This is a genomic window from Shewanella jiangmenensis (genome assembly GCF_018596335.1).
Taxonomy (GTDB): Bacteria; Pseudomonadota; Gammaproteobacteria; order Enterobacterales; family Shewanellaceae; genus Shewanella; species Shewanella jiangmenensis.
Genome location: NZ_JAHEPS010000010.1, coordinates 36,540 through 48,714, shown reverse-complemented (window position 1 = coordinate 48,714; position 12,175 = coordinate 36,540). Strand labels below are relative to the sequence as shown.

Genomic DNA, 12,175 nt, shown 5'->3' with positions numbered 1-12,175 from the left:
CATGCAGATACTCTCTCAGTGTCAACATTTTTACCCTAACTACTGAGAGAATATAAAAATGATCAAAGGAATTCTGACAACTGTTGCCCTGATAACTACTGCTCATCTTTACACTGAGTCCCAAGTTTTCGAATCCGTCGGCACACCAAATATTAAGTTCTCTGAAACTCAGACTGCTGGCACACCAAATATTAAGTTCTCTGAAACTCAGACTGCTGGCACACCAAACATTAAGTTCTCTGAAACCCAGACTGCTGGCACACCGAACATTAAGTTCTCTGAAACTCAGACTGCTGGCACACCAAACATTAAGTTCTCTGAAACTCAGACTGCTGGCACACCAAACATTAAGTTCTCTGAAACTCAGGCTGCTGGCACACCAAACATTAAGTTCTCTGAGACCCAGACCGCTTAATTCGTCATTTTTCCACGGGAGATTAGGTTATGTTTGATTCAATCATGAAAGTGCTCGGATTGGCCAAACCTGAACGGAAAAAGGTGAAGCTGCCACGGGGTATCAACGAGCTGCAGGTCGTTAACGCCAAAGGCTGGTGGAACTGATATCGCCGTAATAGACAAAGGGAGACGTTTGGCTCCCTTTGTCGTTATAGCAAGTTACACTCTTACTCAGTGCTCAGCTCTCAGTTTTCTATTCTCAGTGCGCGATGCTCAAACAATGCACTCAAACAATGACGCCAGCAGTTACAGCCCGATGCAGCGCTCGCCGTAAAGGCCAGCTTTACGCTCCATCAGCCGCTTGTGTGTGGTAAACAAGGGATAAGCCACCGGCCCCATGGCGGCGCCGATGCAGGCCCAGCGCTTGACGCCCATGCCCTTGGCAAAGGCCCGGGTGCCAAAATACCAAGCCGACAACAGACTTAAACTCAACATAGTCAACACCAGCATCACCCACCTCTCTGATTTACTTGGAAAGCCCTGCCAATGCCGCTTACCGGCGCTGCATTTCGGCACAGCGTTATGCCGAAACAAGCTAGCAGCTGAACACGTCATTAACCAAACGGTCATTAACCAAACGTATGCGGCGTGAAAAAGAGCGCCAAGTCTACCGGATACCATGGGCGAAATCGAACATTTTTCAGGCAATTATTTTCCCGCCGGCAACAAAAAAGCGGCATCGGAATGCCGCTTTTTTAATCTTATCAGTCACTTTTAATAAAAGGACTTGCCTTCAGCCGCCATGGATTTAAGCAGCGGCGCAGGCGTAAATCTGTCGCCGAATCGGCGCTGATAGCCTTCGAGCAGGCCAACCAGCTTGGCAGCGCCCATAGTATCCATATAACGGAACGGGCCACCAAGGAAAGGCGGGAAACCAATACCGAATATCGCGCCTATGTCGCCGTCACGGGGAGAAGCAATAATGCCCTCTTCGAGGCAGCGCACCGCTTCATTCAGCATCTGCACTATGCAGCGCTCAGCGATTTCACCGGCTTCTTTGGCAGTGCCAGGCACCAGGCCAAGCACGCCATACACGCTCTCATCCACCTTCTTGGTTTTGCCTGCGGCCTTGCCGTAAAGATAGAAGCCCTTGCCATTTTTACGGCCCTTACGCTCGTCGGCCATTAATTTGTCAAAGGCTGCCGGTGCTTTAAAGCGCTCACCCAGCTCTTTTTCCAAAATCGGCGAAATCTTGGCACCCACATCAATGCCTACTTCATCGAGCAGCGTCATAGGGCCCACCGGGAAGCCAAACTTCACCAACGACTTATCGAGATGCTCAACCGACTGACCTTCGAGCAGCAGCTGCGCCGCCTCGTTCATATAAAGCGCGAGGATGCGGTTTACATAAAAACCGGCGCAGTCTTTCACCACAATCGGGGTTTTACCCTGCTTGCGGGCAAAGGCCACGGTTGTGGCGATAGTTTCGGGCGAGGTCTTGTCGTGGGCAATCACTTCCACCAGCGGCATTTTTTCCACCGGCGAGAAATAATGCAGACCAATCACGTTTTCAGGCCGCGCGGCAGCCGCCGCAATCTGGGTGATAGGCAACGATGAAGTGTTGGAAGCAAAAATGGTGTGCTCGGCGCATTCACGCTCCACATCGCGCACCATCTGATGTTTGAGATTTAAATCTTCAAACACGGCTTCGACCACTATGTCGGCATCCTTTACACCGCGATAATCCGTCGTGGTGGTCATCAGAGCCATCAACTTGTCACGCTCGGCAGGTGTCATATGGCGGCGTTTCACGCCCTTGTCGAGCAGCTTGTAGGCGTAACCCAGCGCATTGGACAAGCCCTTTTCGCTGATGTCTTTCACCCGCACCGGCACCTTGGCCTTGGTGGTGGTAACAGAGGCAATACCGCCGCCCATCAGGCCGCCACCAAGCACCATGGCTTTTTTCACCGCGCGGGGTGCAACATCCCCGGCGCCGGTTTCTTTTTTCATCTCTGTGGTCGCAAAGAAGATAGAGCGCAGCGCCGCCGACTGCGGTGTAGCCACCAGCGCGCCAAAATGGGCCGCTTCCACTTCCAGCCCCTTCTCCATGCCCTTGGCCATGCCTTCACGCACGCAATCGATGATTTTTAAAGGCGCAGGATAGTTACCCTGAGTCTTCTTCATCACCTGCTTTTCGGCCTGATCAAACATGATGTTACGGCCAACGCCTGTGCCTTCAAGCAGCTTGGTCACCAAAGAGGTTTTCTTGGGCGCCCTGCTCTTTTTACCGGCCGCCGCCATCTTAATCGCGGTTTCCAGCAAAATCGACTGAGGCACCACATCGTCCACCAGCCCCATCTTGATGGCCTGCTTGGGGCGAACCTGCTTGCCGGTGAGCATCATATCCAGCGCAGTGGCTATGCCCACCAAGCGTGGCAGACGCTGGGTGCCACCACCGCCCGGCAGCAAACCAAGCTGCACTTCCGGTACGCCGAGCATGGTCTTGCTGCTGTCGCTGCATACCCGCTGATGGCAGGCAAGCGCAAGCTCAAGGCCACCGCCCAGACACACGCCATGAATGGCCGCAACTACCGGAATATTAAGCCCTTCAAGCTCGGCAAACACATGGTGGCCCTGACGGGACAGCAATCTTGCATCTTCTGCAGTTTTACAGGCATCAAGCATGGAAATGTCGGCGCCAGCCACAAAGGAGTCCGGCTTACCGGACACCAGCACCAAGCCTTTGATGCTGCTATCGGCTTTGATCTCCTGCAAAATGGCAGTGATCTCGGGCGCAAACTGCGCCTTCAAGGTATTCATGGTTTCGCCCGGCACATCCATGGTTAACAGGGCGATACCGTCATCGCGGCGAGTCAGACTGAAGGTTTTTTCCATGTTCTGTTACTCCACTTCCAAAATCATTGCCGCGCCAAGACCACCGGCCGCACAGGCCGTAGTCAGGCCCACACCGCCGCCGCGACGCTTGAGTTCATTACACATCTGGGTGATAAGGCGGGCGCCGGTGGCCGCAAAGGGGTGACCGTAGGCGAGCGAGCCGCCAAGCACGTTAAAGCGGCTCATGTCGATATCACCAATGGCACGGCTTTGGCCAAGCTTCTCTTCAGCAAACTTTTTCGAGGCAAACATCTTCATGTTGGCCAGCGCCTGGGCGGCAAAGGCCTCGTGCATTTCAATCAGGGTCAGATCTTCAAGCTGCATACCGGCGCGCTTGAGCGCCAGCGGCGTGGCGTACGATGGCCCCATCAGCATGTCTTCCCACACGTCGATGGCAGAAAAAGCGTAGCTCTTGATATAGCCAATCGGGGTGTAACCCAATGCCTTGGCTTTGCCTTCGCTCATCAGCAGGATGGCCGAGGCGCCATCGGTCAGCGGGGTGCTGTTAGCCGCGGTCACTGAGCCATGCTTTTTATCAAACACCGGACGCAGTTTGGCGTAAGAGCCAAGCTCGGAGTTTTCGCGGATATTGTTATCTTTTTCAATAAATTGATTGTATGGCGGCACATGGGCAACCATCACTTCGCTTTTAAGCACGCCGGAGGCCCAAGTCTCGGCCGCCAGGGTGTGTGAGCGGTGCGCCAGCGCATCCTGATCGGCGCGGCTGATCCCGTGGGTCTTGGCCATCTGCTCGGCGGTCTGCCCCATCGACAGGCCAGTTGAATATTCAGCTACCGCAGGCGGCACAGGCAACAGGTCTTTCAGACCCAGGCGGCGGAAAATCGCCAGCTTCTGGCCGAAGGTGCGGGCCTTGGTCAGGTCAACCAGGGCGTGAGCCAGCTTTTTCGAGACACCAATTGGCAATACGGAGGATGAATCGGCGCCGCCGGCAATACCCACCTCGATGTTGCCGGTCATAATGCTTTCGGCAATGTTCACCGTGGACTGGAAACTGGTGGCGCAGGCGCGGGTCACGCTGTAGGCATCGGTGCCGACATTCATGCCGGTGCCGAGCACGATTTCGCGGGCGATATTGGGCGCAGCAGGCATCAGCACTACCTGACCGTATACCAGCTGCTCAACCAGCTTGGGATCAAGCTCACTGCGACTGAGCAGCTCGTTGACCACCATTTTGCCCATGTCCAGTGCCGACACGCCGTGGAACGCGGTCGCCTGCTTGGCAAAGGGGGTACGCAGGCCGGCAACGATGGCGATACGCTCACCGCGGGCATTGGTTACCTGTTGTCTGTCACTCATTTGTCACCCTCTTTATTATGTGCAGCAGGCCTTTACCTGCAGCAGCTCATATCCTTGTTGACCTGAAAGCCTTATAACAGGTCTGACCATTAAAGTGTGACCCGATTCTAACTTCTTGTCACCGGGTTTTAAACAACTGTTTGCATTTTTACCGCTGGCAAGGGCTGAGGGAATTTTTTACCATAGAGACTGTCTCACGCTAATCAATAGAATAAATCGAGAAGCATCATGCCTTTGAGCCGCTTTCAAGCCTTAAGGAAATACCTCAATACCTTGATCATCGGTCAGCCAGTGCTCACCGAAAACCTGCTGATAGCCCTGGTTGCCAATGGCCACCTGCTGGTAGAGGGCCCGCCGGGGCTTGCCAAGACCCGCGCGGTCAAGGCCCTGTGCGATGGCGTGGAAGGCGATTTCCACCGTATTCAGTTTACGCCGGATCTGCTGCCGGCCGATTTGACCGGTACCGACATCTACCGCGCCCAAACCGGCACCTTCGAGTTTGAGTCGGGTCCCATCTTCCACAACCTGATTTTGGCCGATGAAATCAACCGCGCGCCGGCCAAGGTGCAATCGGCGCTGCTCGAAGCCATGGCCGAGGGTCAGGTCACTGTCGGTAAAAAAAGCTACAAACTGCCGAAATTCTTTTTGGTGATGGCAACCCAAAACCCACTCGAGAACGAAGGCACTTATCCGCTGCCGGAAGCCCAGCTCGACCGCTTTTTGATGCACCTGAACCTCGACTATCCGGATGCAGACACAGAGCGGCAGATTCTTAAACTGTCCCGCAGCGAAGCACTCAGCGGCGAGCTGCCACAAATTACCCCCATCGCCCAGGCCGATATTTTTGAAGCCCGCACCGAGGCGCTGGAGCTCTATCTCGCCGAGCCGCTTGAGCACTATATTGTCGATTTGGTGATGGCGACTCGCCAAGGCCATAAATACAGCGAAGAGCTGGGTAACTGGCTTGACTATGGCGTGAGCCCCCGCGCCAGTCAGGCGCTGGAGCGCTGTGCCCGCGCCCGTGCCTGGCTCGATGGCCGCGATTTTGTCTCGCCGGAAGACATTCAGGCGGTGGCTCCGAATGTGCTGCGCCACCGCTTGCTGCTGAGTTTCCATGCCCAGGCCGAAGGCGTCAGCGCCGACGATGTGATTAACCATATTCTGAGTCAGGTAGCAGTTCCTTAATGCGCCGCGCCTCAATAAAGCACACAGGCCGGGCAGCAGCCGAGGTATCGCCCTCTGCCAGCAGCGCCACGTTTAACCCCGCAAGAGCACCTGGCAGCGCTGACAGGGCGCCCGCTGCGCTGCCGCTCTTTGCCGACGGCGTGCATTTAAGCGTTGCTGAGCTGATGGCCTGTCAGGGCCTTGCCCGGGCGCTGCCGGATGTGCGCACCCAGGCGCGTGCAGGGCTCGCGGGCCTGCGTGCCAGTAAAATCAAGGGACGCGGCATGGAGTTTGCCGAGGTGCGCCAATATCAAAAAGGCGATGATGTGCGCACCATCGACTGGCGGGTGACCGCCCGCACCGGCAAAACCCACACCAAGCTGTTTGTCGAGGAGCGCGAGCGGCCGGTCATTCTGCTGCTGGACTTAAGCCACAGCCTCTATTTTGGCTCCAGCCTGATGCTGCAGGCCGTACAGTTAGCGCATCTGGCAGCCACCCTCGGCTGGCGCGCCGCCAACCATGGCGACCGGGTCGGCGCCTTTATTGCCTGCGAGCATGAGCACATTGAGCTTAAACCCAAAAGCCGCAAGGCCGGGATGCTTGCGCTTATCCGCGCCATAACAGACATCCACAGCCATCAGCTGCAGCGCTTTGCCACGGCATCCCCGGAGCCTGATCATCTGCTTCGCGCCTGCCAGCGGCTTGGGCGAATAGCCAAACCGGGCTCGCTTATCTTTATTCTGTCGGATGGCGCCGGTTTTACCGATGCCTGCCTTGGCCCGCTGCTGGAGCTTAAGCGTCACTGCGAGCTTGGCGCGTTTCTGATAACCGACCCGCTGCGTCAGGGCGAGCTTAACTTGCCAGCCAAGCTTGCGCTGCCCGTGTGGGAAGGCGGCCAGAAACGGCTGCTCGATAAAGCCGCATTTGAGCGCTGGCTTGCCGATGAAGCACGCCGGAGCATGCAGTTTTCAGCACTCATGTCCCGCCTTGATGTCAGGGCGCGCACTATCAGCGCCGCACTGCCGCTTGCAAACCAAATGGATATATTGCGCTAATTTATGGACCAAGTAACCGCCGCCAATCCCTTGCTTGAGCAGATGAAAGACATCAGTTTGCCGCCGGACATCGAGTTCTGGCCGCCCGCCCCCTGGGTGCTCCCCATGGCATTGCTGCTCTTTGTCTTGTTATCACTGCTTTTATGGTGGGCTTACCGGCGTTTTAAAGTGAATAGGGCCAAGCGTAAGGCCTTGCTTGCCCCCAAAGAGGCGGCGCTTGCGCTTTTGGATAACATCACACTCGATGACAGTGAGTCGGTACTTACCCTAAGCGGCGTGTTAAAGCGCGCGGCGCTGAGTTATTTCCCCCGGGATGAAGTTGCCTCGTTAAGCGGTAACGCCTGGAGCGAGTTTTTGGCGCGCACACTTCCTCCTGCCAAAACAGGCAGCCACAGCTTTACGCTGCTTCACAGCCACAGTTACCGTCAGCTTACACTTTCATCAGCCGAGGCCGATGGGCTTAAAGCCGCCGCCCGCGCCTGGCTGTCAGGACTGCCCGCATCGGCGCTCGAGTACAATCAAAAGGCCGAAGCCACACAGGCCCAATCGCCCGCAAGCGCTGCAAAAAGCTCGGCTAAAAGCTCTGCTAAAAACTCGGCCGAAAACCAGCGCAGGGAGGATGGCCAATGCTGACCCTCGCCCTGCCTTGGCTGTTACTGCTACTACCTCTGCCGCTGCTGATTAAAGCCAAACCCAGCACTGCAGACGGCGGTTATCTGCATTTACCCGGCGCCAGCGCCCTTGGCGGCGAGGTATTGGCAAAACAAGCGCCCCGAGGCCGCACGCTGTTATATCTTATCTGGGCCTTTTTGCTGCTCGCCCTTGCCCGCCCGCAGTGGCTTGGCGAGCCAATTGATATTCCCGCCAAGGGGCGGGATTTGATGGTGTCGGTGGATTTATCCGGCTCAATGCAGATTGAAGATATGGTGCTCAATAACCAGACGGTGGATAGATTTACCCTGGTACAAAAGGTGGTAAGCGACTTTATTGAGCGGCGTGCCGGCGACAGAATAGGATTGATTTTATTTGGCGACCACGCCTATTTGCAGGCGCCGCTTACCCAGGACAGGCGCTCTGTGGCCCGCTTTTTACGGGAAGCCCGCATCGGGCTTGTCGGCAAGCAAACCGCCATCGGCGAATCCATCGCCCTTGCGGTCAAACGCTTCGATGCGCTCGAGGAAAGTAACAGGGTATTGGTACTCCTGACCGATGGCACCAACAACGCTGGCAACATTGAGCCCGATAAGGCTGCCACCATCGCCGCCGAGCGCAAGGTAGTGATTTATACCATAGGGGTCGGCGCCGAAGTCATGGAGCGGCGCACCCTGTTTGGCCGCGACCGGGTCAATCCGTCGATGGATCTCGATGAAGCGCAGCTTAAACGCATTGCAGATACCACAGGCGGCAAGTATTTCCGCGCCCGCAGCAGCGACGAGCTTGAATCTATTTACAGCGAAATCGACAAGCTGCAGCCCGTCAGCCGCGATGCACAAACCTATCGCCCCAGCAGCGAACTCTTTTACTGGCCGCTTGGCATCGCCCTGCTGTTATGTGTATTTGCAGCCCTTGGCGGCGCCGAGCGCATTCGCCGCCCGGGTCTGAGGAGTCGTCCATGAACCTGCACTTTATCCGCCCCGAGTGGTTTTTGGCACTGGCGCCGCTTGCACTCTTGCTGTGGTTCCTTGCCCGTAAACATAGCACCAGCTCCGACTGGCAGTCGTATATAGCACCGCATCTCGCCGGCGCGCTGATAAGCGGCAAGGCCGAGCATAAAAGCCGCCGCGGCCTGTGGGTTCTTGGCGCCAGTTTGATGATTGCAATAACCGCCCTTGCTGGCCCTGCCATCAACAAGGTGCCGCTGCCGGTGTTTGCCAGCGGCGCAGCGCGGGTGCTGGTGATGGACATGTCGGTGTCGATGTACGCCACCGATCTGGTGCCAAACCGGGTGACTCAGGCCAAGTTTCGCGCCACCGATTTGATAAACCAAACCAGCGAAGGCGATACCGGACTTATCGCCTATGCCGGTGACGCCTTTGTCATCAGCCCGCTGACCCGCGATAAAAATACCCTGCTCAATCTGTTGCCCTCGTTAAGCCCCGACATCATGCCGGCGCTTGGCTCGGCGCCCGCCGAAGGCGTGAAAGAAGCGATTGAGCTTTTAACCCACGGCGGCCACTTAAGCGGCGACATAGTGCTGATGACAGATGGCCTCGATGAAGTGGACGAAGCGGATATCCGCCGTGCCATGAAAGACAGCCGTTTCCGGCTTGCGATTTACGGCTTTGGTACTGCGCAGGGCGCGCCGATGAAATTGCCCGACGGCAGTTTTGTGCGCGGCGCAGACAATGCGCTGGTGATGCCGACCCTGAACGCTCAACGGCTTAATGACTTTGCCGCAAGCCTCAATGGCATTTATATCGGCGCCAAGCTCGATGGCTCAGACTTACAACAGCTGAGCCAATGGCTTGCGACCGAGGGCGACGCCACCCGCACTGAGCTTTTGGGTGACAGCTGGCAGGATTTGGGCCCCTATCTTGCGCTGCTGCTTATTCTGCCGCTGCTGCTTGCCTTTCGCCACGGCCTGACGCTGGCGGCGCTGCTGTGCCTGCTGCCGCTGCTGCCACCGCCCGCCACGGCCGCCATCTGGCAAACCGCCGATCAGCAGGCAATGGAGAAGTTTCGCAGCGGCGATTACAAGTCCGCCGCTGAAGGCTTTGAGCGCAGTGACTGGAAAGCGGCAGCCGACTATCGTGCCGGTGATTTTGAGTCAGCCCTCAAGGGCTTTGAAGCCGACAGCAGCGCCGAAGGCTTTTACAATCAAGGTAATGCGCTGATGCAGCTTGGCCAGTTTGACGAAGCGGCCAAACGTTATCAGCAGGCGCTTGAGCAAAATCCTGACTTTGAAAACGCCAAAACCAATCAGGCTCTCGCCAAGGCCCTCGCCGAGCAATCCAAGCAGAACAAGAGTTCGCAACAAGGTGACTCGTCTCAGAATGAAGAGTCTCAGGGCGAACAGTCCCAGGACGAAAACTCCCAAAGCGAACAGTCTCAGGGAAAGCAGCAAAACTCAGGAGAAAGCCAAAGCTCAGGAGGCAACCAAAGCTCAGAAGGCAACCAGGGCTCAGGAGACCAACAAGGCTCAGGCGGTCAGGGTGAACAGCAGAGCCAGAGCGCAGACAGCCAGCAAAGCGCCAACAGTCAGCAAAGTGAAAACAGCGACCAAAACGGCAGCGGCGACAAGCAAGGTGGCAATGACGCGCCCATGAGCGCCGACACCAGTACAAATAATGACAGTGCCACCGGCGCAACCAAGTCTAATGGTGAAGAGGCAAAGCCACAGCAATCGGCCGCCAGCGCAAGTGCAGCCGCGGCTGACAAGCCGCAGGACGGCGACGCAGACAAGCAGCAAGGCGCCGCGCGCGGCAGTCCCGACGACAGTGCAGACAAAGAAACTGGGGCGAATGTGCCTGTACCCGAGCCTTCCACCAACGAAGGTAACGCGCTGCCACCCGAAATGGAACGGGCCTTAAAAAGCGTCGATGATGACCCATCGGTACTGCTTCGCAACAAGATGCAATTGGAATATCAGCTTCGCCGCGAGCGCGGTGAACACAGACAGGAAAAACAAAAGTGGTAAAACAACTCCTGCTCGCCTCGGCGCTGCTTGTGTTCAGCGCCCAGAGCTTTGCGCTGTCGCGCATCGAAGCCTCGGTGGATAAAAATCCGGTCGGGCGCGATGAAAGCCTCATTCTGACCGTTGTGGCCGACGATGAAGTGGAAGCCAGTCGACTTGATACCTCGCCGCTGCTGCGAAACTTTCTGGTTGGGCGCACCAGCATCAGCCGCTCAACCCGGATAGTGAATTTCTCAAGCGAAAAAGAAACCCGCTGGCAGGTGCTGCTCGCGCCCCGGGACAGCGGCAGCTTTACCATCCCGGCATTCAGCATCGATGGGGTGCGTTCCAACCCGATTGAGATAACTGTCTCGGCTGAAAGCGAAATTAACCGCGACACCCAGTACCTTTATGTCACCAGCGAGCTTCTGTCGCCGCTGGTTTATGTCGGCCAGATGGCGCTTTATAAAATCAAACTCTACCTCGGGCTTGATTTGCAGCGCGGTGAAATCAGCGCCCCCGAGCTTGCCGGCGCGCAAATCAAGCAGCTTGGTGATGACAAAGACGGCAGCGAAATTGTCGATGGCCGCCGCTTTCGCGTCATTGAGCGCACCTACGGCATTATCCCGGATACCGCCGGCGAGCTTGAGGTTAAGGCACCGGTATTTGAAGGCGACGTGCTGGTGCCCTCCCCCCGCAATGGCGGCATGTTCAACTTTAACGAAAGCCGGCCGATGCGGGTCTCAGGCGAGAGCCGCACCCTTAAGGTGCTGGACAAACCCGCCGACTGGCAAGGTCCCTGGCTGGTTGCCGATCTGGTGGCGCTCACCGAAGAGTTTCCTGATCACATTGAAGAATTTACCGTGGGCACCCCCATCACCCGCACGTTGTCACTGGTGGCAACCAATGTGGATGAAACCAGCCTGCCGGCGCTGGAGCCACAGCTGCCGCCTGAGCTTAAAAACTATCCCGAAAAGCCCGAGCGCAGCAGTTATCTTCGCGAGGGGCAGCTGGTTTCCCAGCTAAAATTAACCCAGGCCATAGTGCCGATGGAGCCCGGCACCTTTGAAATTCCCGCGCTGCAGGTCGCCTGGTTTAACCCCCAGCTCGGTAAACGCCAGCTTGCTGTGATTGCGCCGCGCACCATTCGGGTCACTGGGCCTGCCAAGGCCGAAGCGGCAGCGCTGCCACCGCAGGCCGCCGAGCCGCAGGGGTGGCAATGGTGGCCCTGGCTTGCCGCCATTCTTGGCCTTGGCTGGGCGCTGACGGCCATTGGCTGGGCAGTTACCGCCCGTAGATGGAAAGCGGATGCGCGGCTCTCTCCTGCTGGCAACTCCCGCGCAGGTGAAAACGAGCGCGGCTTTATGCAAACAGCATCAAAGTCAAACGCCGGCAATGTGCACCAGAAAGCGGCCCTTGCCGAGCTTAAACGTGCCTGCGATGGCAACGATGGCCGCGAGATGTTAAGTGCAGTGCTTGGTTATTTATCGCTGCGCCAGGGCGAGAGTGTAACGCTTGAAAGCGCAGGCCGTTTGTCGCTGCCACTGGCGGCGGCGCTCAGTCAAATTCAGCGTGCCCTGTATGGCAGTGATGCAGCGCAGCAGCCGGACGGCGCAGCACTTTATAAAGCAATACAAATGCTTGGCGCTGAAGCAAACGCATCTGCATCAAGAGAGCTTAAGCCGCTCAATCCGGGCTAACACACCCCCAGCTACGACACACAACGTCTGGCATA

The 12,175-nt window shown here is 57.0% G+C and carries 10 protein-coding genes; 7 read left to right on the top strand and 3 right to left on the bottom strand.

The window, feature by feature from the left end; translation table 11 throughout:
* Positions 1-58: 58 nt before the first annotated feature.
* Positions 59-415 carry a hypothetical protein gene (locus tag KJI95_RS17660; protein WP_214508524.1) on the top strand — a complete coding sequence of 119 codons (357 nt, stop codon included), beginning with the start codon at positions 59-61 and terminating at the stop codon, positions 413-415.
* A 287-nt stretch (positions 416-702) separates the two neighbouring features.
* Here the strand turns inward: KJI95_RS17660 and KJI95_RS17655 are convergent, their stop codons facing one another.
* The 3 genes from KJI95_RS17655 to fadI all read right to left on the bottom strand — a co-directional run bounded on the left by KJI95_RS17655 (position 703) and on the right by fadI (position 4,608).
* Positions 703-891, bottom strand: coding sequence for a hypothetical protein (locus KJI95_RS17655; RefSeq protein WP_250885932.1), 189 nt, complete (start codon positions 889-891; stop codon positions 703-705).
* A 279-nt stretch (positions 892-1,170) separates the two neighbouring features.
* Complete coding sequence (gene fadJ / locus KJI95_RS17650) at positions 1,171-3,291, bottom strand: fatty acid oxidation complex subunit alpha FadJ (protein ID WP_214508523.1); 2,121 nt, start codon at positions 3,289-3,291, stop codon at positions 1,171-1,173.
* Positions 3,292-3,297: 6 nt separating this feature from the next.
* A complete protein-coding gene (fadI, locus tag KJI95_RS17645) occupies positions 3,298-4,608 on the bottom strand; it encodes an acetyl-CoA C-acyltransferase FadI (protein ID WP_214508522.1) in 1,311 nt (436 codons plus the stop codon).
* Between the two features lie 228 nt (positions 4,609-4,836).
* On the opposite strand from fadI, the gene KJI95_RS17640 reads away from it, so the two are divergent.
* From KJI95_RS17640 to KJI95_RS17615, 6 genes are all read left to right on the top strand, one after another.
* On the top strand, positions 4,837-5,793 hold the full coding sequence (locus KJI95_RS17640; protein WP_214508521.1) for an AAA family ATPase: 957 nt from the start codon (positions 4,837-4,839) through the stop codon (positions 5,791-5,793).
* Positions 5,794-5,957: 164 nt separating this feature from the next.
* Positions 5,958-6,827: a DUF58 domain-containing protein gene (locus tag KJI95_RS17635; RefSeq protein ID WP_250885938.1), complete on the top strand. Its 870-nt coding sequence runs from the start codon at positions 5,958-5,960 to the stop codon at positions 6,825-6,827.
* A 3-nt stretch (positions 6,828-6,830) separates the two neighbouring features.
* Complete coding sequence (locus KJI95_RS17630) at positions 6,831-7,460, top strand: DUF4381 domain-containing protein (protein ID WP_214508519.1); 630 nt, start codon at positions 6,831-6,833, stop codon at positions 7,458-7,460.
* Complete coding sequence (locus KJI95_RS17625) at positions 7,454-8,443, top strand: vWA domain-containing protein (protein ID WP_214508518.1); 990 nt, start codon at positions 7,454-7,456, stop codon at positions 8,441-8,443. Before KJI95_RS17630 ends, KJI95_RS17625 begins: the two co-directional genes overlap by 7 nt.
* Positions 8,440-10,464, top strand: a complete 2,025-nt coding sequence (locus KJI95_RS17620) for a vWA domain-containing protein (protein ID WP_214508517.1) — start codon at positions 8,440-8,442, stop codon at positions 10,462-10,464. Before KJI95_RS17625 ends, KJI95_RS17620 begins: the two co-directional genes overlap by 4 nt.
* Positions 10,458-12,140, top strand: a complete 1,683-nt coding sequence (locus KJI95_RS17615; RefSeq protein WP_214508516.1) for a BatD family protein — start codon at positions 10,458-10,460, stop codon at positions 12,138-12,140. Before KJI95_RS17620 ends, KJI95_RS17615 begins: the two co-directional genes overlap by 7 nt.
* Positions 12,141-12,175: the final 35 nt, after the last annotated feature.